At 68.1% G+C, this 23,715-nt stretch carries 20 protein-coding genes; 6 read left to right on the top strand and 14 right to left on the bottom strand.

The window, feature by feature from the left end:
* Positions 1 to 6: 6 nt before the first annotated feature.
* Positions 7 to 1,026 (bottom strand): hypothetical protein, encoded by a 1,020-nt coding sequence (locus tag ULB03_RS09040; protein WP_322482840.1) that lies wholly within the window; start codon positions 1,024 to 1,026, stop codon positions 7 to 9.
* Positions 1,027 to 1,101: 75 nt separating this feature from the next.
* Positions 1,102 to 1,854 (bottom strand): GNAT family N-acetyltransferase, encoded by a 753-nt coding sequence (locus ULB03_RS09035; protein ID WP_322482839.1) that lies wholly within the window; start codon positions 1,852 to 1,854, stop codon positions 1,102 to 1,104.
* Between the two features lie 344 nt (positions 1,855 to 2,198).
* On the opposite strand from ULB03_RS09035, the gene sdhC reads away from it, so the two are divergent.
* The 5 genes from sdhC (at position 2,199) to ULB03_RS09010 (ending at position 8,413) form a co-directional block, all read left to right on the top strand.
* Positions 2,199 to 2,597: a succinate dehydrogenase, cytochrome b556 subunit gene (gene sdhC / locus ULB03_RS09030; RefSeq protein ID WP_322482838.1), complete on the top strand. Its 399-nt coding sequence runs from the start codon at positions 2,199 to 2,201 to the stop codon at positions 2,595 to 2,597.
* 16 nt (positions 2,598 to 2,613) lie between these two features.
* On the top strand, positions 2,614 to 3,012 hold the full coding sequence (gene sdhD / locus ULB03_RS09025; RefSeq protein ID WP_322482837.1) for a succinate dehydrogenase, hydrophobic membrane anchor protein: 399 nt from the start codon (positions 2,614 to 2,616) through the stop codon (positions 3,010 to 3,012).
* Between the two features lie 12 nt (positions 3,013 to 3,024).
* Complete coding sequence (sdhA, locus tag ULB03_RS09020; protein ID WP_322482836.1) at positions 3,025 to 4,812, top strand: succinate dehydrogenase flavoprotein subunit; 1,788 nt, start codon at positions 3,025 to 3,027, stop codon at positions 4,810 to 4,812.
* 26 nt (positions 4,813 to 4,838) lie between these two features.
* On the top strand, positions 4,839 to 5,621 hold the full coding sequence (locus ULB03_RS09015; protein ID WP_145611292.1) for a succinate dehydrogenase iron-sulfur subunit: 783 nt from the start codon (positions 4,839 to 4,841) through the stop codon (positions 5,619 to 5,621).
* 107 nt (positions 5,622 to 5,728) lie between these two features.
* Positions 5,729 to 8,413 (top strand): hypothetical protein, encoded by a 2,685-nt coding sequence (locus tag ULB03_RS09010; RefSeq protein WP_322482835.1) that lies wholly within the window; start codon positions 5,729 to 5,731, stop codon positions 8,411 to 8,413.
* On the opposite strand, the gene ULB03_RS09005 is transcribed toward ULB03_RS09010, so the two are convergent.
* Positions 8,397 to 8,723 carry a hypothetical protein gene (locus tag ULB03_RS09005; protein ID WP_322482834.1) on the bottom strand — a complete coding sequence of 109 codons (327 nt, stop codon included), beginning with the start codon at positions 8,721 to 8,723 and terminating at the stop codon, positions 8,397 to 8,399. The two genes, ULB03_RS09010 and ULB03_RS09005, sit on opposite strands and share 17 nt — an antisense overlap.
* A gap of 262 nt (positions 8,724 to 8,985) precedes the next feature.
* Here ULB03_RS09005 and ULB03_RS09000 point away from each other — a divergent pair, with 262 nt between their 5' ends.
* A complete protein-coding gene (locus ULB03_RS09000; RefSeq protein WP_322482833.1) occupies positions 8,986 to 11,661 on the top strand; it encodes a hypothetical protein in 2,676 nt (891 codons plus the stop codon).
* Positions 11,662 to 11,665: 4 nt separating this feature from the next.
* Here ULB03_RS09000 and ULB03_RS08995 read toward each other — a convergent pair whose 3' ends face one another.
* The 11 genes from ULB03_RS08995 to ULB03_RS08945 all read right to left on the bottom strand — a co-directional run bounded on the left by ULB03_RS08995 (position 11,666) and on the right by ULB03_RS08945 (position 23,183).
* On the bottom strand, positions 11,666 to 12,079 hold the full coding sequence (locus tag ULB03_RS08995; RefSeq protein WP_322482832.1) for a hypothetical protein: 414 nt from the start codon (positions 12,077 to 12,079) through the stop codon (positions 11,666 to 11,668).
* The gene (locus tag ULB03_RS08990) at positions 12,046 to 12,726 is read right to left on the bottom strand and encodes a hypothetical protein (protein WP_322482831.1); all 681 of its coding nucleotides are present in this window, start codon (positions 12,724 to 12,726) and stop codon (positions 12,046 to 12,048) included. Before ULB03_RS08990 ends, ULB03_RS08995 begins: the two co-directional genes overlap by 34 nt.
* Positions 12,727 to 12,728: 2 nt before the next feature.
* Positions 12,729 to 13,301 carry a septation protein A gene (locus ULB03_RS08985; protein ID WP_322482830.1) on the bottom strand — a complete coding sequence of 191 codons (573 nt, stop codon included), beginning with the start codon at positions 13,299 to 13,301 and terminating at the stop codon, positions 12,729 to 12,731.
* A complete protein-coding gene (locus tag ULB03_RS08980) occupies positions 13,301 to 14,809 on the bottom strand; it encodes an AMP nucleosidase (protein ID WP_322482829.1) in 1,509 nt (502 codons plus the stop codon). The genes ULB03_RS08985 and ULB03_RS08980 overlap by 1 nt, the downstream gene beginning before the upstream one ends.
* A 230-nt stretch (positions 14,810 to 15,039) precedes the next feature.
* On the bottom strand, positions 15,040 to 16,185 hold the full coding sequence (gene ftsY / locus ULB03_RS08975) for a signal recognition particle-docking protein FtsY (protein ID WP_416211146.1): 1,146 nt from the start codon (positions 16,183 to 16,185) through the stop codon (positions 15,040 to 15,042).
* Positions 16,182 to 17,510 carry a tRNA (N(6)-L-threonylcarbamoyladenosine(37)-C(2))-methylthiotransferase MtaB gene (gene mtaB / locus ULB03_RS08970; protein WP_322482827.1) on the bottom strand — a complete coding sequence of 443 codons (1,329 nt, stop codon included), beginning with the start codon at positions 17,508 to 17,510 and terminating at the stop codon, positions 16,182 to 16,184. The genes ftsY and mtaB overlap by 4 nt, the downstream gene beginning before the upstream one ends.
* Positions 17,507 to 18,352 carry a diaminopimelate epimerase gene (gene dapF / locus ULB03_RS08965; RefSeq protein WP_322482826.1) on the bottom strand — a complete coding sequence of 282 codons (846 nt, stop codon included), beginning with the start codon at positions 18,350 to 18,352 and terminating at the stop codon, positions 17,507 to 17,509. The genes mtaB and dapF overlap by 4 nt, the downstream gene beginning before the upstream one ends.
* A gap of 222 nt (positions 18,353 to 18,574) precedes the next feature.
* The gene (locus tag ULB03_RS08960; protein WP_322482825.1) at positions 18,575 to 19,054 is read right to left on the bottom strand and encodes a GtrA family protein; all 480 of its coding nucleotides are present in this window, start codon (positions 19,052 to 19,054) and stop codon (positions 18,575 to 18,577) included.
* A 6-nt stretch (positions 19,055 to 19,060) separates the two neighbouring features.
* Positions 19,061 to 20,038, bottom strand: coding sequence for a glycosyltransferase family 2 protein (locus tag ULB03_RS08955; RefSeq protein WP_322482824.1), 978 nt, complete (start codon positions 20,036 to 20,038; stop codon positions 19,061 to 19,063).
* Between the two features lie 25 nt (positions 20,039 to 20,063).
* A complete protein-coding gene (locus ULB03_RS08950; protein WP_322482823.1) occupies positions 20,064 to 21,749 on the bottom strand; it encodes a hypothetical protein in 1,686 nt (561 codons plus the stop codon).
* Between the two features lie 126 nt (positions 21,750 to 21,875).
* Positions 21,876 to 23,183 (bottom strand): pentapeptide repeat-containing protein, encoded by a 1,308-nt coding sequence (locus ULB03_RS08945; protein WP_322482822.1) that lies wholly within the window; start codon positions 23,181 to 23,183, stop codon positions 21,876 to 21,878.
* Positions 23,184 to 23,715: the final 532 nt, after the last annotated feature.

The following is a 23,715-nucleotide window of genomic DNA, read 5'->3' as shown; positions in this document are numbered from 1 at the left end:
TCCCCCTTATTGATCTGGCTTTGACGTGAGGCGCTTCACCTGCATCGGCAGGAACACGTAGGTGCCAAAACCCTGCTGCGCCGCCTGCGCCAGCGTGTCGGCGATGGCCTTGGTGTCCTTGTCCCGGGCACCCTTGTGGAGCGGAAAGTTCTGGGCGTAGTTCAGGGAATAGCCGGGCTCCAGGAACCCAAGTTTTTCCAGCCGGCGGCCGGCGGCGACGTTCAGCACCGGCTTCAGCCGGGGGATGATGTCGGCGGACACCACCTCGCACTGCATCGACGGGTCCTCCGCCTTCATGCACTGGATGTAGAAGTCCCCCCAGGAAAATATGGCTATGTGATGCTCGGGCCCCGTGCCGCCGGCCACCCAGTCCACCGCCTCCGCGATGGTCTTGTACTGCCGGGACAGCAGATCCGCCGCGTCGTCCGGCATGGGCGGCCGGGGTGGCAGGGGATCGTCATCACCATCATCGTCTTGCCCTTCAAGGCGGCAGCCTTCGGCCACGTTCCGCACCGCGGCGCCGAACGCCACGATCTCCCCGCCATAGGGGTTTCCAGCGGCAACCCGCGCCGGGCACTGGGCGGCCGGAAACCACCCATGCCGCATCGTAGGGTCCTGGCCACTCTTGCCGTACCCGACCTCCAGGGCGCGGACCATAAAGGCCAACAGCGCCTTGGGCTCAGGCGGGGGATCCCAGCGCCGGATGAAGTTGCCTGTTTGTCGATCGGCGGTGAAACCCATCTCCTTCAAGGCGGCACGGCGTTCCTTGGTCAGAACGTGGCGCATCCAGGGCTGGCCCCGCTTTCCGGCCGCTTCGCAGGTGATGAGGGTTTGGCGCGGCAGGTGCCAGCACTGGACGAACTTGTAACCGTCGCTGACCTCCACCAATCCGCCACGCCCCTCTGGATCATCCTTATAAAGCTGGGCCTGAACGGTCTTGGAGAGCGACTCCGCGGTTGGCTCCGTCGCCCTGGCCATACCAGTGCCGAACAGGGCCAAAGCCACGCCCAGGACGGCGCCCCTCATCACCCTCATACGACACCCCCACAGGTTGCCCTATGGGCAATCTACTTGTGGGCGCTCACCTTATCAATGATGCAACTAACGCGCCCGCCGATACTGGTAGTGATAAACGGTTTGGAACCCGGCCCGGGCGTATGTCGCCAGGGCCGGGTGGTTGGCACCGCCCACCTGGAGATAGGCTCGCGTGGCACCCGCCTCCGCCCCCGCCGCCAGCAGGCGGGTCAGCAGGCGGCGCGAGAGGCCCCGGCCGCGCTGATCCGGCGCCACCAGCACCTTGTAGATCCCCAGCCAGCCGCGATCCGCGACTCCAAGCGCGCTGGCGGCATAGCGGCCGCCCTCCCAAGCGCTGACATACAGGGTGGGGACGGCGATGGCGTCCAAAAGGCGGCGCATCGGCCCCATCTCGCCCACCGGCAGCGGCAGCGCCTGGGCATAGCCGGCCAGCAGGTCGGCGGCCGGCGCCGTTTCCACCCGCCAGTCCAGTCCGTCCGCCGTGGGCGCCAGGTCCGGCGGGATGGCGGCCGCCTGCACCAGGTTCTCCTCCTGCCGCAGATAGCCGCGCCGGTCCAGTTCGGCCGCCAGCCCGGCGGGCGCCAGCGGGGTGATGCGGAAACGCGGGGGCAGGCCTTCGCGGATGTAGGCCGCCTCCACCCGGTCCACCTTTTCCGCCACCGGCAGCACGCCCGGCGCCAAGCAGGTGACGGAATTGGACCGGCCGGTGTGCCCCTGGGCGAAGCGCAGCAGCCAGTCGTCGTCATGGATGGTCTTCAGGGCGGGCCAGGCCGTCAGGCACAGCTCTTCCAGCAGGCGGCACAAGTCGTTGGCGGGCAAGACGGAAACTTTCGGACAGTCGGGGCGTTGACGGTCGGACTGTACCGGCCCTGATGCTGCGCCGCAACGCGACCCCGGTCCGGTCGAGCAAGCCCATGGCGACGGGCCCTCCCCAGCCATGCCAAAAAAATCACGCACCTATGCGCCACCCCCTTGCATTCCCAAAAAGTCGTCCCCAGACAGAGCGTTGACGGACCGGAGGCAGGGGCGTAATTGACTTCACATCCTATCCGCCCCCGGCGGTGCAACAATTCGGCCGGCGTCCCGACCCGCATGTCGTGGACGCCATATGGCCGGTGCGGCACCGGCACCTGATAATCCAAAAGGACGAGGACGCGCGAATCATGAGCGAGACCAGCGTGGCCAAAAAGGCACGGCCGCTGTCGCCCCACCTCCAGGTCTATCGCCTACCCCTGCCGGCCGTGTCGTCGATCACGCACCGCTTCACCGGCATCGCCCTGACCGTCGGCACCCTGGTGCTGACGTGGTGGCTGGTCGCCGCCGCCAGCGGCCCGGACGATTTCGACACGGCGCAGCATGTGCTGGGCAGCCCCATCGGCCTGCTCTGCCTGCTGGGTTGGACCTGGGCCTTCGGCTACCACCTGCTGAAAGGCGTCCAGCACCTGATCTGGGACGCCGGCGTCGGCGTAAATACCGCGAGCGCGCAGCGCAACTCCGCCTTGGTGTTCGGCGCGTCCTTCGTTCTCACGGCGATCGTCTGGATCGCCGCTTTCGCCCTCTGACGGGAGCGCGCATTCCATGGCTTCTACGTCCGACAACGGCTTCCGCACGCGCCTGGGCCGCGTCCGTGGCCTTGGCTCCGCCAAGAGCGGCGGCGCCCACTGGCTGGCCTATCGCATGGTCGCGGCGCTGCTGGTCCCGCTGACCGTCTGGTTCCTGGTTTCCATCGTCCGCCTGGCCAAGGCGGAGCACGCGGACGCCATCGCCTGGCTGCACCAGCCGGTGAACGCCGTCCTGCTGCTGGTCACCCTGATCGCCACCTTCCACCATGCCGCCTACGGCATGCGGGAAGTCTATGAAGATTACATTCACGGCAAGCTGGCGCGCCTGGTCGCCATCGGGCTGACCAACGGCGCCGCCATCCTGCTGGCCGCCGCGAGCGTCTTCGCCGTGCTCAAGATCGCCTTCGGGGCGTGAGGAAGGACTGTCATGGCTAACGCCTACCCCATCATCGACCATCAGTACGACGTCGTCGTCGTCGGCGCCGGCGGCGCTGGCTTGCGCGCGACCTTCGGCATGGCCGAAAAGGGCCTGAAGACGGCCTGCATCACCAAGGTGTTCCCCACCCGCAGCCACACCGTGGCGGCCCAGGGCGGCATCTCCGCCGCGCTCGGCAACATGGGCGAGGACGACTGGCGCTACCACATGTACGACACCGTGAAGGGGTCGGACTGGCTGGGCGACCAGGACGCCATCGAGTACATGGTGCGTGAGGCCGTCCCGGCCATCATCGAGCTGGAACACTACGGCGTGCCGTTCTCGCGCACCCCGGAAGGCAAGATCTACCAGCGCGCCTTCGGCGGCATGACCACCCGCTACGGCGAAGGCCAGGCCCGGCGCACCTGCGCCGCCGCCGACCGCACCGGCCACGCCATCCTGCACACCCTGTACCAGCAGAGCCTGAAGCACGAAGCCGAGTTCTTCGTGGAATACTTCGCCCTGGACCTGCTGATGGAAGACGGCGAGTGCAAGGGCGTCCTGGCCTGGAACCTGGACGACGGCACCATTCACCGCTTCCGTGGCCACCAGACGGTGCTGGCCACCGGCGGCTACGGCCGCGCCTATTTCAGCTGCACCTCGGCCCACACCTCCACCGGCGACGGCGGCGGCATGGTGCTGCGCGCCGGCCTGCCCCTGCAGGACATGGAGTTCGTGCAGTTCCACCCCACCGGCATCTACGGCTCCGGCTGCCTGATCACCGAGGGTGTGCGCGGTGAAGGCGGTTACCTGACCAACAGCCAGGGCGAGCGCTTCATGGAGCGCTACGCCCCGTCGGCCAAGGACCTGGCCAGCCGCGACGTGGTCAGCCGCTCCATGACCGTGGAAATCCGCGAGGGCCGCGGCGTGGGTGAGCACAAGGATCACATCCACCTGCACCTGGAGCACCTGGACCCGGCCATCATCCACGAGCGCCTGCCCGGCATCGCCGAGACCGCCAAGGTCTTCGCCAACGTGGACGTGACGCGGGAGCCCATTCCCGTGCTGCCGACCGTGCACTACAACATGGGCGGCATCCCGACCAACTATCATGGCGAGGTCATCAACCCGACGGCCGAGAACCCGGACCAGGTGGTCCCGGGCCTGATGGCCATCGGCGAGGCGGCCTGCGTGTCGGTGCACGGCGCCAACCGCCTGGGCTCCAACTCGCTGCTGGACCTGGTGGTGTTCGGCCGCGCCGCGGCCAACCGCGCCGCCGAGACGGTGAAAAAGGGTGCCGCGCACAAGACCCTGTCGCAGGACGTGACCGACAAGGCGCTGGCCCACCTGGACAAGGTGCGCAACGCCAAGGGCGGCACCCGCGTCGCCCACCTGCGCCTGGAAATGCAGAAGATCATGCAGAACAACTGCGCGGTCTTCCGCACCGGCGAGGTGCTGGAGGAAGGCGTGGAGCTGATGAAGGGCGTGTGGGCCAAGCGCGACGACATCGCCGTCAGCGACCGCTCGCTGATCTGGAACTCCGACCTGGTGGAAGCCCTGGAGCTGGACAACCTGATGCGCCAGGCCGTGGTCACCATCAATTCGGCGGCCAACCGCAAGGAAAGCCGCGGCGCCCACGCCCGCGAGGACTTCCCCGAGCGCGACGACCACGAGTGGATGAAGCACACCACGTCCTGGGTGGATGAGAAGGGCACCGTCACCCTGGGTGACCGCCCCGTCCACATGTACACCCTGACCGGTGACATTGACGTCATCCCGCCCAAGAAGCGCGTCTACTGACGCCTTAGCCGAACGGACCCGATGCCATGGCCGAGTTCTCCCTTCCCGCCAATTCCAAGGTTCACGCCGGCAAGACCACGTCGGTGAAGACGTCCGCCACCAAGCGGGCCAAGACCTTCCGCATCTATCGCTATGACCCGGACAAGGGCAGCAACCCCACCGAGGACCGCTACGAGATCGATCTCGACAAGTGCGGCCCCATGGTGCTGGACGCCCTGATCCACATTAAGAACGACATCGACAGCACGCTGACCTTCCGCCGGTCGTGCCGCGAGGGCATCTGCGGCTCTTGCGCCATGAACATCGACGGGCGCAACACGCTGGCCTGCCTGAAGGCCATCGAGGACGTGAAGGGCGACGTCAAGATCTACCCACTGCCGCACATGCCGGTTGTGAAGGATCTGGTGCCGGACCTGAACACCATCTACGCCCAGTACACCTCCATTAAGCCCTGGCTGCAAAGCCAGAGCCCGGCGCCGTCGCGTGAGCGGCTGCAGAGCCCGGAGGAGCGTGAGAAGCTGGACGGGCTCTATGAGTGCATCCTGTGCTTCTGCTGCTCCACCAGCTGCCCCAGCTATTGGTGGAACGGCGACAAGTACTTAGGTCCCGCCATCCTGCTGCAGGCCTATCGCTGGATCGCCGACAGCCGCGACGAGATGACGGGTGAGCGCCTGGACAACCTGGAAGACCCCTTCCGGCTGTACCGCTGCCACACCATCATGAACTGCACCCAGACCTGCCCCAAGGGCCTGAACCCGGCGAAGGCCATCGCCGAGATCAAGAAGCTGATGGTGGCCCGCGCCGCCTGAGGCCGACTTCAAGGTCCACGATGACAAACGCCGCGACGGTTCGCCCGTCGCGGCGTTTTTCTTTGGGGCGGTGTCATCGGCACAGGCCGGTTGCAAAAGTGTCCGCCATGGTCGAAGAGGAAGGGTCAACCCGCCTCTCCACCGCCGAGATGGACGCCTTGCCGAATAGCGTGATGCAAAGCCTGCCGCCACAGCCCGCTGGCGCGGAAATCCAGGTCCCCCTGTGGCGTTCCACCGGCTTCCGAGCCATCACTCTGCTCATCCTCGCCCCCATCCTGGCCAAGCTTGGCTTGATCCTGGGCTGGCGCCTGGCGGATCCGCGTTTCATCGAAGGCTGGCTGGCCAGCGGCGTCGTGCGCGATGGATTGTCCACCCTGGATCCCAACATCGCCTACACCAGCCACGCGCTGGGCCACCGCGCGGCCCTGGACTGGTTGTCCGGTCATATCCCGTGGTGGAACCCCTATTCCGGCATCGGCATGCCGCTGGCCGGCGACATGCAATCCGCCGCCCTGTTTCCACCCACCCTGCTGCTGGCCCTGCCCAACGGCCAGTTGTACATGCACATCAGCCTGCAGATCACCTCAGGGATCTTCACCTGGCTGCTCATGCGCCGCCTGGGGGTCGCGGGGTTGGGAGCCGCCGTCGCCGGGCTGCTGTTCGAATTCAATGGCACCTTCGGCTGGCTGGCCAACGCCGTCATCAACCCTATCCCTTTCCTTCCCATGGTGCTGCTGGGGGTGGAGGAGGCGCGGGCCCGCGCGCTGGCCGGACGGGCGGGCCAATGGGCGGGCGGATGGGGGTGGATCGCCGGCGGCCTGGCGCTGTCGCTCTATGCCGGCTTTCCCGAGGTCGCCTATTTCAACGGCCTGCTGATCGCCGCCTGGACCCTGACCCGGCTAGGGGGCCTGCGGGGCCGGTCCATGGCCTACCTGGCGCGTGTCGCCGCCGGGACGGTCGCCGGCCTGCTGCTGGCCGCCCCCATCCTGATCGCCTTCCTGGGCTACCTGGGCGACGCTTATCTGGGCAACCACGCCACCGGGGTCTTCCGTCATTCGCATGTCAGCGTCCGGCGGTTGCTGGCCCTGTTCCTGCCTTATGCCCTGGGCGAGCCGGGCGAGTCGCCTACCCCGGAAGCCGTCGTGTTCTGGGGCGGCGTCGGCGGCTACACCGGACTGGTCCTGGTGGTCGTGGCCGCGATGGCGGTCTGGCGCCCCTGGTTGCGGGGCTTAAGGCTGACGCTGGCTGCTTGGTGCCTGGTGGTGACGGCTGCGGTCTATGGCCAGCCGGCGATGATGTTCGTGATCACCGCCATCCCGGCGGTGGGCGACGCGATGTTCTTCCGCTACTTCAGCGCCTCGATCTCATTCGCGCTGGCCGTGTTGGCCGGCCTGGCCTGCCATGACCTGGCAGCCGTCGCGGCGGAGCGCCGGCCGGACCTTCGCTATTGGGGCGGCTGGGCCGTGGGGGGGACATTCCTGGTCCTGGCGGTGTGGCTGTCGCGGACGGAGTACATGAACGCCCCCTTCTCGCCCATCCTGGCCCGATCCCTGATCTATGCCGTGGTGGTGATGATGGGCATCCGCGAACTGGGCGGCGCCGCCTTCATCAGCAACCGCACCCGGGCCGTGGTTCTGGGCACGGCGGCCGTGGTCGAAGCGGTGGTCCTCTTCGTGCTGCCCCTGCGCTACTACCCCAAGGGCGGGCAGCTTCAGACCGCCGGCATCGAGTTTCTGCGAAACAACCTGGGCCTGCAGCGTTTCTACACCCTGGGTCCCATCCAACCCAACTACGGCGCCTATTACGGCATCGCGGGGATCAACCATAACGACCTGCCCCTGCCGGCGGCCTGGGTGGACCATGTCCATAAGCAGTTGGACAACAACACCATCGAGTCCGCCTTCGACGGCCATGATCGCGGCGCACCGGGGGGACCGACCGCCCGGGACAACCTGCGCGCCAATCTGGACGCCTACCGGGCCCTGGGCGTGAAATACCTGGTGGCACCCACCGGCCAAAGCCCCTTCGACTGGATGCCCCCCGGTATCACCAACGCCATGACCGATGTTCTGCGCCTGGACAATGGCGACAGCGTGCCCCTGACCCTGCCGTCCGACCCGGCCATGACCGGCGATAGGCAGGTGCGGTCGGTGGGCGTGCTGGTGGCGACATACCTGGGGAAGAGCACGGGCACGCTGGCCGTGCGCCTCTGCGCCGCCGACCGCTGCGCCGAGGGACAGCGGGACTTGGCCGAGGCGGTCGATAACCAGTACCTGTCCATCCCCCTGGCCGCGCCCGTGCCCTTCGCCGCACCGTTGTCGATCACCTTCCGCAAGATCGGTGGCGATTTCCCGGTGGGTCTGTGGACCAAGCCGGCGCCGGGGCGAGAGCCGCAGGTGTCCCTGCGTTTCGATCCCCCCGCGGCCAGCGACAGGATCATGGATATCATCGAACTGCCGGGTGCCCGGTCCTATTTCACGGCGGAGGGGTGCCAGTTGACCCCGACCAGCCGCGAAACGGTCACGGCCGACTGTCCCGCCCCGACCACACTGACGCGCCTGGAACTGTTCATGCCGGGCTGGACCGCGACCGTGAACGGGGCATCGCGGCCGATCGGCCGGGAAGGCCCGCTGTTCCAGATGGTCGACCTGCCCGCCGGCCGGTCGGAAGTACGATTCTCCTACCAGCCACCGTACATGGCCTGGGGCTATGCCGCCTTCGTCGCCGGCCTGGCCTTGACCCTGCTCGGCATAGGCCAGGGGCGGCGACAAAGCCTCAACGGTCCTCGCTGACCGAGACCAGGGCCGTGTCCTTGACGACGCAGCGCATGACATGGCGGCCGGCGGCGGCGGTGATGTCGCGGCGGGGCATCAGGGTGAAGGGCTGGACCACGGTCTGGCGGCCATCCGCCTCGGTGGACAGGACCGGCAGGTCGAAGACGATCTTGTAATAGTCGTCATAGACGTGATCGACCTCCCGCCGGCAGACGGTCGTGGCCGTGCGCGGCATATCATAGTGATGGCCGCTGTCATCGGCGTTGATAACGCAGCCGCCCAGGCTCAGGCAGCCGATCGCCGCCCCCACAATAACGCGTGCGCGCATGTCCCCTTGCTCCCCCTTGGATGGTGACGGAGCCATGGTCGACGGCCCCGCCCTTCCTCCTACGCCCAGGCAGCGTAAGGGCAAGCCCCGGAAACGGGTAGTTTACCCGAATTTACCGGACGGCAACGCTGGGGCCCCTGACGTAACGACACAGATTCAAAGGCCAAGGAAGGCAATCGAAAGCGGCAAAGCCGTGCGGGACTTGAAATATGCGGGTCGTTAAGGGATCCAGTCCCCAGACCCTCATGCCTCAGGACCAACCATGCCCCAGATGCCCGCGGCCGCAGGCACATCCCCGCACCTGGACCGCCGCAACGGCTTCGGCACGGCGTTGATCCTGGCGGTGCTGATGCCCGTGCTGACCAAACTGCACCAGATCGTGCACCTGCGCCTGGCCAATCCGGCCCTGATGAACAGCGACCTGGTCACCGGCCTGAACGCCGACGGGGTGTCATCCCTCGACCCCAACGTCGGATTCACCAGCCAGACGCTGGGACATCGGGCCGCCCTGGACCTGCTATCAGGCCACCTGCCCTGGTGGAACCCGTATGAAGGGGTGGGCATGCCGCTGGCCGGGGAGATGCAATCGGCGGCGCTGTTCCCCCTGACGCCGTTGCTGGCGCTGCCCGATGGCCAGCTTTACATGCACATCGCAATGCAGATCATCGCCGGCATCTTCACCGTGCTGGTGATGCGCCGCCTGGGTACGGGCGCCCTGGCGGCCGCCACCGCCGCCCTGCTATTCGAATTCAACGGCACGTACGCCTGGCTGGCCAACGCCGTCATCAACCCCATCTGCTTCCTGCCTATGATCCTGCTGGGAGTGGAGGAGGTCCGCCTGGGCGTCACCGCCGGCCGTGGGGAGGGGCGATCGGTGGGTTGGGGATGGGCCGCACTGGGTGTGGCGCTGTCCCTGTACGCCGGTTTCCCGGAAATGGCTTATCTGGATGGCCTGCTGGCTTCCGCCTGGACCATGGCCCGCCTGCCCGGCCTGAGCCGCCGGCAGGCCGGGCTCTACCTGGCACGCCTGGGGCTGGGTGTCGGAAGCGGCGTGCTGCTGGCCGCCCCCATCCTGATCGCCTTCCTGGGATACTTGCCGCACGCCTTCGTCGGCGCCCATGGCGGCGAAGGCTATCGTTATGTCCGCCTGGGGCAGGAACGCCTCATCACCCTGCTGATGCCTTATCTCCATGGGCGGCTGACGGACGCCACCACCCCGGACGCCGGTGTCTTCTGGGGGCGGGCCGGGGGCTATATCGGCCTGGTGATGCCGGCCATGGCCATGATGGGCCTGTGGGCACGACCGTGGCGCGGCCTGCGACTGGCCTTGGGCGCATGGTCGGTCTTCACCATCGCCACCCTCTACGGCGTGCCCGGCCTGACCCATCTGGTCACGGCCGTGCCCATGGTCACCAACAGCATCTTCACGCGCTATCTGCCGCCCTCTTTCGAATTCGCCCTGGCCATCCTGGCAGGCCTGGCCTGTCACGATCTGGCACAGGCCGCCGAGACCCGGCGATTGTGGGCCCGTTCGCTTTTCCGCAACGGGGCCGCCGCCCTGGCGCTGCTGCTGCTGGCTGCCGCCGTCCTATCGTGGGGTCGCTTCAACGACGCCCCCGTCCTGACATGGTACCGGCTCTCCATCGGAGCCGCCGCCACCCTGGCGCTGGGCATCTGCCTCCTGGCGCTCCCGCGCCTGGATGGCCGGCGTCAAGCCCAGGGCCTGGCGGCCTTCGCCGTCGTGGAGGCCATCGCCCTGTTCCTGGTGCCTGCGGTGTGGACGGTGCGGGCCGGCACGCTGCAACTGGGGGGCATCCAGTTCCTGCGGCAGAATTTGGGGCTGCAGCGCTTCTATACCCTGGGCCCCATACAGCCCAACTATGGATCCTTTTACGGCGTCGCCAGCCTGAACCACGATGACCTGCCCCTGCCGGCCGACTGGACGCGCTATGTCCACGACCATCTGGACGACAACACCAACGGCGTGACCTTCGGGCCCTATGGGCATCTGGACCCCAGCCGGGGCACCCAGGCGCAGAACCTGATGCGCAACCTGGACGCCTTTCGCGAGGTGGGGGTCAAATATGTGGTCACCCCGCCCGGCATTTCGCCCTTCGGATGGGATGCGGGCCAGGATCCGAACGATCCCGGCCACCAGCCCCTGCATCTGGCCGGCGATACGCGAGTGACCTTGGAGGTGCCGGATTATCCGGAGGGAAACGAGGTGCACGACGTCAGCGTCATGCTGGGCACCTTCGGCGACAAGAGCGATGGCCTATTGCTGGTGACGGCCTGCCGCGGCACCGTCTGCGCCAGCGGCCAGACCGACTTGGCCGCAGCCCGTGACGGTCGCTACGCCCGGATTTCCCTGGACCATCCCCTGCCGCCGGGGAGCGCGCCGATCACCCTGGAATGGCGCAAGTCAGGCGGCGCGGTGCCGGTGGTCATCTGGGCCATTCAAGGCCGCGCCGGCCGGCCCCGGGCCCTTGCCCTGGATGGCGTGCCCAAGCCGGGTTGGGAAGCCGTCATCGGCCTGGGCTCCCCCATACCGGCCTTCATGGACGCGCCCGTCTATTCCGATGCCGTCATGGACATTTACGAGATGCGCCAGCCCCCCGCGCCCTTTTTCCAGGCGGACGGGTGTGCAGTCACCGCCACCACGCGCACCGCGGCGACCTTGGATTGCCCTGCGCCAACGGCGTTGACGCGGCGGGAACTGTACCTGCCGGGATGGACGGTCACCGTCAACGGCCGGGACAGCCCCGTCCTGAGAGAGGGGGAGCTGTTCCAAGGGGTCGCCCTGCCCGCGGGCCGGTCAGTCGTAGCGTTCCGCTACCGCCCGCCCTTCATGCCCTTGGGATATGCGGCCTTCGCGGCCGGCCTTTTGTTGACGGGCCTGGGGTGGCGGCCCAGACGTGTGATGAGCATGGAGGCGTGACGGCCTAACAGGCGAAGTCGCTGACCTTGCCGTCGCCGTCCAGATGGATCACGCACAGCCAAGTGCCGGCGGCGTAGCGCGCCTCATAGACGTCGTGGCTGACGCGGGCGTCGGGGGTGTCCTTCTTGTTCAGGGCGCGCTCGATGCTGCCGATGTAGCGCAGGCCCTGCAAGGCGCCCCGTCCCGCAGCGCGGTTCGGGCGGGCCAGCAGCTTGGCCAGGCGGGGCAGCAGGTTGGGGGTGTAGAGGCCGGGCGTGAGCTGCCCGCTGTCCCAGTCGGCCAGGGCCTGGCGCAAGGGGGCCAGGCTGGGCGGCGCCGCGTCCGCCGGCGGTTCGAACCGCACGCCGCGCGCCGGCACCTCCGCCGTCACCGGCAGGAGGCCCATCAGCCGGCCGGCGGCCTGGCCGGTGAAGGACAACTGCTGCCCCCCATCCCGCTACCGGGCGTCCCCTCGACCTCGGCATCGACATGGAAGGCGATGCCGCCCGCCAGGCTCCACGACAGGCTGAGGTGGCGCTCCCGCAGCTCCCCCTCCCCCACCGAATCCAGCAGGGGGCAATAGGCCAGCAGGCGGGCGCGGGTCTGCTCGAACCGGCAGATGTGGGTGTCGTTCTCATAGCGCTTGTAGAACGCCGAGTCGCCCAATCCGAAGGTGGAGCGGGCGGTGATCTTCCAATAACCGCTGACGTCCAGGGGCGTCACCACCACCTCCTGCATGTCGGTGTCCGGCGGCGGGGCGAACGGTCCGGCGGCCGTGGGGGATGCCGGGGCGGGGGCGGGGGCCGGCCGGACCGACGCGGCCGTGCGGTTACGCGGCGTACCGCCAGATGGCCCATCCGGCTGTGCCTGCGGCGCGCCGGGTCCCTCGGTCTGGGCCCCCTCGGTCCGGGCCCCCTCGGTCTGGGTTGGGGGGGCGGCCACCGCCGGAGGCACCATCACCCCGTCGGCGGGGCCGCCCAGGTGGTGCAGGGCGGTGCCATGCTCCTGGGCGTTGTTGCCGGCGCACGCGGCCAGGCCCAGCATCAGCGCCGCAATCCCTGCCGGCGCGATCCGCCGATTACGCATCCTCAACCCTCTCCGTCCTTGGCGTCCGCCCCGCCCTCGGCCTCCGGCTTCTGGTGCTTCAGGATCAGGGGCACCTGGGCCATGCTGAACAGGACGAACAGGGGAATGACGGCGAAGGATTTGAAGGTCACCCACTGGTCGGTGGTGAGGAAGCGCCACGCCACCTCGTTGGCACCGGCCAGAACCAGGAAGAAGGCCATCCAGCGCACGGTCAGGCGGCGCCAGCCGTCGGCGTCCAGGTCCACGCCCACCAGCACATGGGCCAGCAGGTTGCGGCGCAGGGCGATACCCACGGCCAGGGCCACGGCGAACAGCAGATAGATGATGGTGGCCTTCACCTTGATGAAGGTCTCATCGTTCAGCCACAGGGTCAGGCCGCCGAACACCACCACGAAGCCGCAGGTGACCAGGGGCATCAGCGGCCACTTGCCATCCAGCTTGCGATAGATGGGCAGGGCCACCACCGCCGCCGCCATGAAGGCGGCGGTGGCGACCATGATCCCACCCTTGGCATTGGCCACGAAGAAGATGACCAACGGGCCCCATTCCAGGAGCAGACGGATCAGTTGGGACATTACTGGAACGCCGCCTCGACGAAGCTGCGCAGCTTGCGGCTGTGCAGGCGCTCCAGTCCGTTCTCCCGCATCAGTTCCATGGCCAGCATGCCGATGGCCAGGTGCTGGTCCACCCGGGCGCGGTAGAAGTGGTTCGCCATGCCCGGCAGCTTCAGCTCACCGTGCAGCGGCTTGTCCGACACGCACAGCAGCGTGCCGTAGGGCACCCGGAAGCGGAAGCCGTTGGCGGCGATGGTGGCCGATTCCATGTCCAGCGCGATGGCGCGGCTCTGGCTGAAGCGCTGCACCGGCTCGCGATAGTCGCGCAGTTCCCAGTTGCGGTTGTCGATGGTGGCGACCGTGCCGGTGCGCATGAGGCTTTTCAGCTCCCACCCTTCCAGCCCGGTGACGTGGCCCACCGCCTTTTCCAGGGCCACCTGCACCTCGGCCAGGGGCGGCACGGGGATCCAGGTGGGCAGGTCGGCGTCCAGCACCTTGTCCTCGCGCACATAGCCGTGGGCCAGGACGTAGTCGCCCAGGCGCTGCGTCTCCCGCAGGCCGGCGCAGTGGCCCAGCATCAGCCAGACGTGGGGCCGCAGCACGGCGATGTGGTCGGTGATGGTCTTGGCGTTGCTGGGGCCGACACCGATGTTGACGATGGTGATGCCGTTCCCGTCCGCCCGCTTCAGGTGATAGGCGGGCATCTGGGGCAGGCGCTTGATCCGCTCCCCCTCAGCCGCCCGGCCGGGTTCCAGCGCCTGGTTGAAGGTCACATGGTCACCGGGCTCGACGAAGGCCACGTACTGCGAGCGATAGGCCTGCACCTCCGGATCGTCCGATGGCTGCATGGTCTCCAGCCCGCGGCGCACGAACTCGTCGATGTAGAACTGGTAATTGGTGAACAGCACGTAGTTCTGGAAGTGATCCGGCGCCGTGGCGGAATAGTGCTTCAGCCGGTGCAGGCTGTAGTCCACGCGCGGGCCGGTGAACAGGGCCAGCGGCTCGGGCGCGCCCGGCGGGCATTCGTAGGTGCCGTTGACGATGCTGTCGTCCATGACCGCCAGGTCGGGCAGGTCGAAGACCTCGCGCAGTTTGCGCAGATGTTCCGGCGGCAGGTCGCCTTCCACATGCATGCCTTCCGGGAAGGCGAACTGGATGGGAATGGGCATGTCGCTCACCCCCACCTCGATGCTGGTGGTGTGGTTGCGCAGCAGCTGCTGGAACTGGTGGCGGTAGTAATGGGCGTACAGGTCGGGCCGCGTCAGCGTGGTGCGGTAGGTGCCGGGGCCGGAAACGAAACCATAGGCCAGGCGGCTGTCCACCCGGGGCTCATGGTCCACCGTGACCTGCACGAAGGGATAAAAGCGCCGCACCCGGCCGGTGAAACTCTCGCCCCTGGCGTAATCCTGGAAGCGGGCCCGCAAATGCCCCACCGCGTCATTGTACAGCGCCAGCACATGGGTGAAGGCGGCATCCGCGTCGGTGAAGGTGAGGACCTTGTCCGTCTGCAGGGAAACCGGTGCGTTCAATGGAAAACTCCTCTTTTTATTCTGGGGTCCTGCACGCCCGCGACCGGATTGCCGCCGGCGGACCCCGTGGGTCAGCAAAGTCTTTTAAAAAATAGAAAAGCCGCACCGGGCTGTCCCCCGCGTGCGGCTTTGCAAAGATAGTCCGTCAAGGAACGGAAGGTGTCAAGCGCACCCTGATGACCGTTGCGCGACCTTCCGTCACCGGGGCCAGCCACCGGGGCCAGCCCCTCTCAGCGTCCCTCCTCCAGGCCAACCAGCGAGGCGGCGAAGGACTGGGCGTCGAAGGGGCGCAGGTCGTCGATGCCCTCGCCCACGCCGATGGCATGGACCGGCAGGCCGAACTTCTGCGCCAGCGAGACCAGCACGCCGCCCCGGGCGGAGCCGTCCAGCTTGGTCAGGATCAGGCCGTTGACCGACACCATCTCCTTGAACACCTCCACCTGCGAATGGGCGTTCTGGCCGGTGGTGGCGTCCAGGGTCAGCAGGGTGGTATGGGGGGCGGTGGGGTCTACCTTCTTGATGACGCGCACGATCTTGCGCAGCTCATCCATCAGGCCCTGCTTGTTCTGCAGGCGGCCGGCGGTGTCGATCAGCAGCACGTCGGCACCGGCGGCCCGCGCCTTCTCCAGCGCCTCATAGGCCAGGCCGGCGGCGTCCGCCCCCGTCTCCTTCGCGATCACGGGGGCGCCGGTGCGCTCACCCCAAATCTGCAGCTGGCTGACGGCGGCGGCGCGGAAGGTGTCGCCGGCGGCCAGCCACACGGTCTTGCCGGCGGCCCGCAGTTCCCGCGCGTACTTGCCGATGGTGGTGGTCTTGCCCGTGCCGTTGACTCCCACCACCAGCACCACATGGGGCTTGTGGTTGCCATCCAGCACCAGGGGCTGGGCCACGGGGGCCAGCACCTTGGCGATCTCATCAGCCAGGAAGCGCTTGACCTCGTCGGGGGAAATCTCCTTGCCGAAGCGGCTCTTGGCCAGGTCGCCGGTGACGCGCGCCGCCATGGCGGGACCCAGGTCCGCCTGGATCAGCAGCTCCTCCAGCTCCTCCAGCGTCTCATCATCCAGCTTGCGCTTGGTGAAGATGCCGCCGATGCCGTCGGTCAGGCGAGAGGTGGACTTGGACAAGCCCCGGCGCAGGCGCGACAGCCAGCCGCCCTGGGGCGCCTCTTCCACCGGCGCCACCGGGGCGGCGTCCAGGACCAGGGCGGACCTGGGCGCCGTGACGGGCGCCACCACCGGCTCCTCGGCCATTTCAGGCGGTGCCGGGGGTTGTTCCGGCTGCGAAACAGGCTCGACGGCGACTGGGGTTTCAGGCGTGGGCGGGGCGGCCGGGGTTTCGGCGGCGGGCTTCTTACGCTTGATCCAATCGAACATCAGCAGCAACCCATCAGCATGTCGCCATCCAGCCCGGCGATGCGGGCCTCCACGAGCGTGCCCGGCGCGAAATCGCGATCCAGCCGCACCTCGGCGAATTGTTCCGTGCGGCCGATACGGCCCTTTTCCACCAGCACCGTGACGGTGCGCCCCTGCTGGCTGGCCAGGTGCCGGCGCACCGCCGCCTCCCCCGCCGCGCGCAGCCGGGCCGCCCGTTCCTTGCGCACCGCCTTGTCCACCTGCGGCATGCGGGCGGCGGGCGTGCCGGGGCGCGGGCTGTAGGGGAAGACGTGCAGCCAGGTCAAGCCACAGTCGGCCACGGCGTCCAGGGTGTTCTGGAACATTTCATCGGTTTCCGTGGGGAAGCCGGCGATGAGGTCGGCGCCGAACACCATGTCCGGCCGCAGGTCGCGCGCGCGCTGGCAGAAGGCAACGGCGTCGGCGCGGCTGTGCCGGCGCTTCATGCGCTTCAACACCATGTCGTCGCCTGCCTGCAGGCTGACGTGCAGGTGGGGCATCAGGCGCGGTTCCTCGGCGATCAGGCGCCAGAGGTCGTCGTCGATCTCCACCGGGTCCAGCGAGGACAGGCGCAGACGCGGAAGCTCCGGCACCAGGGCCAGCAGCCGGCGGATCATCTGGCCCAGGGTGGGCGCGCCCGGCAGGTCGGGGCCATAGCTGGTGACGTCCACGCCGGTCAGCACCACCTCACGGTAGCCCTGCTCCACCAGGGTGCGCACCTGGGTCACGATCTCGCCCATGGGGACGGAGCGGGAATTGCCCCGGCCATAGGGGATGATGCAGAAGGTGCAGCGGTGGTCGCAGCCGTTCTGCACCTGGATGAAGGCGCGGGCGCGGCCCTCCATGCCCTGGATCAGGTGGCTGGCGGTCTCGCGCACCGACATGATGTCGTTGACGATCACCCGCTCCGCCTGGCCGGCGCCGAAGCTGGTCCAGCTCTCGGCCTTCAGCTTCAGGTCGTTGCCCAGGACCTGGTCCACCTCGGGCATGGCGGCGAAGGTGCCGGGGTTGACCTGGGCGGCGCAGCCGGTGACGACGATGCGGGTGTCCGGGTTCTCGCGCCTTGCCTTGCGGATGGCCTGGCGGGCCTGGCGCTCGGCTTCCGAGGTCACGGCGCAGGTGTTGAAGATCAGCACGGGGCCCAGGCCGGCGGCGCGCGCGTGGTCGCGCATCACCTCGGACTCGTAGGCGTTCAGGCGGCAGCCGAAGGTGACGACCTGCGGTCCGCCGGCCTCGCCCGAAATCTCCGGGCCGGAGCCTTCCTGGCGGTGCTCGTGCCCATGATCAGTGTCAGCGTGCTCGGCACTCATCGCCCGGCGCCCGCCAGCAAGGCGTCATCCAACTCGCCACTGAAGGCCGTGGCCACCGGCCCGGTCATCAGCACATGGCCATCCTCGCGCCACTCGATGGTCAGGGTGCCGCCATCCATGACGATGTCAGCCTTGCGTCCGGTCAAGCCCCGCCGGGCGGCGGCCACCAGGGTGGCGCAGGCGCCGGACCCACAGGCCAAGGTGATACCGGCACCGCGTTCCCACACCCGCATGCGCACCCGGCCGGGCGCCACGACGGTCGCGACCTCGATATTGGCGCGCTCCGGGAAGGCGGTGTGGTGTTCCAGCTGCGGTCCCCATTGGGGAAGATCCACCGCCTCCGCATCGTCGACGAAGAACACGGCGTGGGGGTTGCCCATGTTGACGGCGCAGGGGCTGGACAGCGGGCCGGCGGCCACGTCCAGCGCCAGGGTGTCGGCGGGCTCGGCCAGCGGAATCTGGCCCCAGTCCAGGCGGGCGGGCCCCATGTCCACCGTCACCAGACCATCGGCGTGGCGGACCGCGGGCAGCAGGCCGCTGATGGTTTCCACCGTCAGACGGTCGCGTCCGGCCCCTTCGGCCGCGACCAGCGAGGCGACGCAGCGCGTGGCGTTGCCGCAGGCGCCGGACTCGCTGCCGTCCGGGTTCAGGATGCGCATGAAGACATCGGCGCCGGCCGATTGCGGCGGTTCCAGGATGATGATCTGGTCGCAGCCGACACCGAAGCGGCGGTCGGCCAGGACGCGCGCCTGCGCGCCCGTCAAGGACAGGGGGGTGGTGCGGGCATCCAGAACGACGAAGTCGTTGCCCAGCCCGTGCATCTTGAGAAACCGGCGCGCCATGATGCCCGGTTATATGGCGACGATCCGCCCCCTGTCCATGGGCGTGCCCGGCAGGGCCGGCTTGTTGGTTTGGTGTGCCTCGTTTATCTGCCTCAAGCGCCGGCGGGGCATGCGCCCCTTGGCTGTCCTCGGCTTCCAGTCCACTTCGTTCCCCGGAAACCTCCGGCGGCCGCGGTCGCGGCCTACGGCATGAGCACGCTCATGCCGCTTGGTCGTTTCACTTCAGGCCCTGGGCGCCTTGTGGCCGAACACCAGCATCTTGGACAGGACGAAGTTGAAGCCCATGCCGGCCAGGGAACCCGCACCCTTGGCGCCATAGGGCCACAGCGCGGGCAGCCAGGGCAGCAGGGCGACGGCGAAGGCCGGCGCGTCCAGCCAGACGATGAGGTTGTAGACCGACAGGTTGACCACGCCGCCCACGGCGTTGGCCGCCAGGAACTTGGCCCACTGGTGCAAGGCCCGCCGCCGGCTGGCGCCGGTGAAGGTGAACCGCCGGTTCATCCACCAGGTGAAGGTGGCCGCCACGAAGTAGGAGAAGAAACCCGCACTGTGCTTGTCCAAGCCCAGCGGGTTCATGGCCACCCACAAGGCGCCCATGTCCACGAGCAGGCCCGCCACGCCGATGAGGGCGAAGGACATGACCTCCGCCTTCACCTGCTTCGGGTTGCCGGAAGGGGGCTGGCCCTCAGGCTGATGCGTCACCGCCGCTCAGCCCCGGCCCAGCGGGGCGAAATCCGGCGCGGGGATTTCCAGGTAGCGCAAGCGCTTCATCTCCCGCCGGCCACGGGTCACCGTGTCCAGGATCAGGCCGCAGGTCAGCGACAGGAAGGCCAGGATCATGAGGCCGGTGGCCAGCACCGCCGTGGGCAGGCGGGGCACCAGGCCCGTCTCCACGAAGGTGACGAAGATGGGAATGCCCAGAATGACCGACAGCAGGGCGAACAGGAGGGCGGCAATGCCGAAGAACAGCATGGGCCGTTCCTCCTTCACCAGCTTGGTGATCATCCACAGGATGCGCATGCCGTCCTTGTAGGTGGACAGCTTGCTGACCGACCCGGGCGGCCGGTCCTTATAGGGGGTCTCCACCTCCGCGATGGGCATGCGCAGCTCCAGCGCATGCACCGTCAGCTCCGTCTCCGTCTCGAAGCCGCCGGCCAGCGCCGGGAAGGACTTGACGAAGCGGCGGGAGAAGACGCGGTAGCCCGACAACATGTCGTTGGTGCGCTTGCCGAAAATGAAGGTCACCAGGCCCGTCAGCAACAGGTTGCCGAACCGATGGCCGGGGCGGTAGGCCGCCTCGATCTCCGTCACGCGGGCGCCGTTCACCATGTCCAACTGCTCGGTCACCAGCCGGTTGACCAGGGCCGGGGCGCTGGCGGCGTGATAGGTGTCGTCGCCGTCGACCATCACGTACACGTCCGCCTCGATGTCGGCGAACATGCGGCGCACCACATTGCCCTTGCCCTGCAGCGGCTCGGTCCGCACGACGGCACCGGCGGCGCGCGCCACCTCCACCGTCCGGTCCTTGGAGTTGTTGTCATAGACGTAGACGGTGGCGTCGGGCAGGGCCGCCTTGAAATCGGCGACCACCTTGGCGATGGCGGCTTCCTCGTTATAGCAGGGCACCAGGACGGCCACGGTGGGGCGGCGCGCGGCGTCCGGAGTGAAGGCGGTGGTGTCTACCATCGCGGGGAATCCTCGAAAATAGGCGTCAGTTGACGGGGTTCATATCACGGGCCGCCGCCGGTTGCAGCGGTACGATGCGGCACAACAGCATGGGCTCGTCCAAGGTCGAGGTCACAGGCTGACAGGGTTCCCCGGCGCCCTTGAGGCCATAGCGTGGCAAAATCTGGTCTATGGTCCACGTCTCCCAATGCGCCACCAGCAGGTAGAAGTCATCCCCGTTGGCGATGCCCTGGTCGATGCGCTGGCGCATCTGCCGGTTCAGCAGGATGTCGCCCTGGTCGGGGTGGATGAAATAGCTCTGCACCCTCAGGAACGGGATCTGCGGCGGGAATCCCGGAATGAGGAAACTGGTGGGGGCATAGCCCGTCATCAGGATGACGGTATGGTCCGGCCGGGGGACGGCGGGCGCCTGCACCTCCGACACCTTGGCGTCGAAGGGGCGGTCGCCCCAGGGCACGCGGGCCCAGGTGCCCGACTGGCCGGTGGCGGCCAGCGCCAGCAACAGCAGGGCGATGACGGCCCCCCGCGCGCGGGCCGGGGCCGGCCACAGCGACACGGCCGCCAGGATCAGCACCGGCGCCAGCATCTCCAGCGGGATGAGATAGCGGTAGATGGCGAACAGCTTCAGCCACACCAGGTAGCTCAGGGCGCCCGCCAGCAGCAGATAGCGCCGGGCGCGGGCATGGCCCGTGGTGTCCACCACGGGGGCCTGGACGGCGTACAGCCCCCGCGCCCAGCGGACCAGGGCCACGGCCCCCGTCAGCACCAGCACGACATAGGCCGCCAGCACCCGGTAATCCCGGAAAATGATCTCGCCCACCAGCTTGGGGTCCCGTGCCCAGGCGAAGGGGAACACGGCGGCGGCCAAGGCCCCCTTGGGGATGAACTTGTCGTCCCGGTAGGGATCGGGCGTGCCCCAGGGGGAATGGAAGACGTTGTTGAAATAGGGGAACAGCGGGTTCTGGAAATGGCTCCACAGGAACCACATCCAGTGGCCGGAAAAGAGGGCCATGCCGGCCAGCACGCCCAGCCCGAAGAAGAAGGACAGGAACAGGCGGCGCCACGGCGCGCCACCGGCCAGCAGGAAGGCGGCGCAGGTGCCCACGGCGAAGACGATGGTGGGCTGCTTCAGCCCCACGCCGCTGCCCACCAGCAATCCCGCCAGCGCCACACGGCGGAAGGCGGGGCCGTTGGGGCCATCCCAGGCCGCGCCATTCCCACCGATGGCGACCAGCATGCCGCCCAGCACGAACAGGCTGATGACGTTGTCATAGAAGGTGGTGCCCAGCAGGCCCACCTGGCCACCGCCCACCATGCCGCACACCGCCACGGCCAGGGCCACCAGGGCGCGCCGCCGCTCCGGCGTCACCGGCCGCTGCACCGCCCAGGCCAGACCGTACAGCAGAACCAGGTTGGCGCCCTGGATGCTGCCCAGCAGGAATTCCACCACCCGGGCCGGCAAGACCTGGGCCGCCAGGAAAAAGGGCAGGTCCAGGGTGGGGTTGTAGAAGCTGGCCACCTGCGCCGGCGCCACGTCCATGCCCCAGCGCCCGGTCAGGAAGGCGTAGGCGTTGTACCAGTGATAGTTGCGCAGGTCCCAGTTGCCGTCCTGGCCCAGAAGCACGGCCCACAGGCCGAACAGGAAGGGGCCGGCCACCAGCAGGCCGAGCGTGAGGCGGCGGACAGGGCGGTCTTGTGTGGGCAACAGCATGGGCGTCCGTCAGGCAGGGAAAGGCGGGCGGCGGGAATCGTGCGACAGATTTGCCAGGAAATTAGGGCGAAACTAGGCCGCGACCACCGGAGCGGGGCCAATGGGAGCGGATGATTGGGCGCAGGATCAGTGAACCATGCCGACCGCATCCGCCAAGTCGGCCCCGTCCAGGTCCGCCTCGGCAAGGTCGACATCGCGCAGGTCCGCCCCCGCCATCTTGGCGTCCGACAGTTCCGCATCCTTCAGCACCGCCCCCACCAGCGAGGATTGGGACAGCACGGCGCGCTTCAGCATGGCGCCGGTGAGGTTGGCGCCGTCCAGGCGGGCGCGGTGCAGGTTGGCGCTCCACAACCGGCCGGTGGAGCTTTGGATCAAGACGGGGCCCAGGTCCGCCCGCACCAGCTGCGCCCCATTGAGGGTGGCCCGCTCCAGCGAGGCCCCGCGCAGGTCGGCCCGGCTGAGGTCGGCGTCGCGCAGGTCGGCCAGCGACAGGTCGGCCATGGGCAGCGACGTGCCCACCAGGCTGGCCTTGCGCAGGCAAGCGCAGTGCAGCAGGGCCGCCGACAGGTTCGTCCCACCGAGATCCACGCCGCTCAGGTCCAGGCTGGACAGGTCGGCACGGGCGCCCTCGCGCCCCCCGGTCTCCACCCATTCCGAATGCAGGACCAGCATGGCGGACAGATCCAGGCCGGCATCCTCCGGCGTCGGGGCGTGTATGCCCTCCAGCACCTCTTCGGCGCGCCGGGCGTTGTCGTCCAGGATGGTACCCATCATCAGGGCGCCGGCGAAGCGGGCCAGCCCCAATTCCGCGCCGGTCAAATCCGCGCCGTGCAGCTTGGCGCCGGTCAGGTTGGCGCCGGTCAGGTCGGCGCCCTTCAGGTCGCAGCCGGTCAGGTTGGTGTTGGTCAGGTTGGCGCGCGCCATCTTGGCGCCGCGCATGATGCAATCGGTCAGATCCGACTGCACCAGGAAGGTGTTGGACAGCTTGGCCCGGCTGAGGTCCGCCCCAACGACCGTGGCGCATGACAGCTCCGTCTGCACCGGCACGTCGTCGAACTCGTGGGGGGTGATGCTGCCGTCCTTGCGGACGTGCATGATGGTGCCTTCGCGCAGATCGGCTTCGGCCATGGAGGCTTGGTTCAGCACGGCGCCGCGCAGGCAGGCGCCGCGCAGGTCGGCCCGACGCAGGTCCGAGCGTTCGAGGTTGGCCAGGCGCAGGTCGGCGGCATAGAGGGACGCGCCGGTCAGGACGCAGTCGACCATGCGGGCGCCGAACAGCTTGGCGCCCGAGAAATCGGCCTCCGCCAGGTTCAGGCCCGACAGATCCATATGGGAAAGGTCACGCAGCTTGAAGCTGGCCCGCACACCGCCGGGCTGCTTCGTCAGGAAGGCCCGGTGCTTGCCAATGATCGCCAGCAACTCCGTCTGGCTCATCCTTGACCGTTCGGGTTCGGCATTTCGGCCGGACGACATCGACATACACGCCTCCGCGGGGGCCGGTCCTCCCCCGCAATCCATCTCCGCCAGGGGCGGTGAGATTAACCTAAGATTATCCCGATAATCCGTTCATACCTTATCTTAAACGCTGGCTGGAAGAGGCCCCGCGCACACGAGGCCAGCCTTTAGGTGAAATAGCGGACGCCGCATATGATCTGCCACACATCCGCAGGCCTTTGACACAGGGCTTCGGCGCGGGCCATGAGCCATCGACCGCTTTGATTGGCGCCCCGCCGCCGGGATCCGTACTTGGTGCTCCGTTCGCCGTATTTTCCGCAAGGCTCGCCGCCCTTCTGAAGCATTGACATACGTCCGCCATCGGGCTAGATAGCCCAACCTCGACCACGGGTTCCGGTTTGGAAACCGGGTCGAACCGCACCCCGCGCCAAGGCGCGACGCCAGTCCACGAGTTTCGTGCACTGGCGCTTTTCGTTTGGGCAAATGGGCCTGACCGGACGCTTGGACTAGG

This window comes from Nitrospirillum goiasense, assembly GCF_034427435.1.
Taxonomy (GTDB): domain Bacteria; phylum Pseudomonadota; class Alphaproteobacteria; order Azospirillales; family Azospirillaceae; genus Nitrospirillum.
Note: the sequence above shows the minus strand (reverse complement) of the source record. Positions and strands in the feature narration are given on the sequence as shown.

Coding starts and splice junctions, on each gene's coding strand:
- ULB03_RS09040 (WP_322482840.1), bottom strand. CDS start 1,026: ATGAGGGGCGCCGTCCTGGGCGTGGCTTTGGCCCTGTTCGGCACTGGT.
- sdhC (WP_322482838.1), top strand. CDS start 2,199: ATGAGCGAGACCAGCGTGGCCAAAAAGGCACGGCCGCTGTCGCCCCAC.
- sdhD (WP_322482837.1), top strand. CDS start 2,614: ATGGCTTCTACGTCCGACAACGGCTTCCGCACGCGCCTGGGCCGCGTC.
- sdhA (WP_322482836.1), top strand. CDS start 3,025: ATGGCTAACGCCTACCCCATCATCGACCATCAGTACGACGTCGTCGTC.
- ULB03_RS09015 (WP_145611292.1), top strand. CDS start 4,839: ATGGCCGAGTTCTCCCTTCCCGCCAATTCCAAGGTTCACGCCGGCAAG.
- ULB03_RS09010 (WP_322482835.1), top strand. CDS start 5,729: ATGGTCGAAGAGGAAGGGTCAACCCGCCTCTCCACCGCCGAGATGGAC.
- ULB03_RS09005 (WP_322482834.1), bottom strand. CDS start 8,723: ATGCGCGCACGCGTTATTGTGGGGGCGGCGATCGGCTGCCTGAGCCTG.
- ULB03_RS09000 (WP_322482833.1), top strand. CDS start 8,986: ATGCCCCAGATGCCCGCGGCCGCAGGCACATCCCCGCACCTGGACCGC.
- ULB03_RS08990 (WP_322482831.1), bottom strand. CDS start 12,726: ATGCGTAATCGGCGGATCGCGCCGGCAGGGATTGCGGCGCTGATGCTG.
- ULB03_RS08985 (WP_322482830.1), bottom strand. CDS start 13,301: ATGTCCCAACTGATCCGTCTGCTCCTGGAATGGGGCCCGTTGGTCATC.
- mtaB (WP_322482827.1), bottom strand. CDS start 17,510: ATGAGTGCCGAGCACGCTGACACTGATCATGGGCACGAGCACCGCCAG.
- dapF (WP_322482826.1), bottom strand. CDS start 18,352: ATGGCGCGCCGGTTTCTCAAGATGCACGGGCTGGGCAACGACTTCGTC.
- ULB03_RS08955 (WP_322482824.1), bottom strand. CDS start 20,038: ATGGTAGACACCACCGCCTTCACTCCGGACGCCGCGCGCCGCCCCACC.
- ULB03_RS08950 (WP_322482823.1), bottom strand. CDS start 21,749: ATGCTGTTGCCCACACAAGACCGCCCTGTCCGCCGCCTCACGCTCGGC.
- ULB03_RS08945 (WP_322482822.1), bottom strand. CDS start 23,183: ATGAGCCAGACGGAGTTGCTGGCGATCATTGGCAAGCACCGGGCCTTC.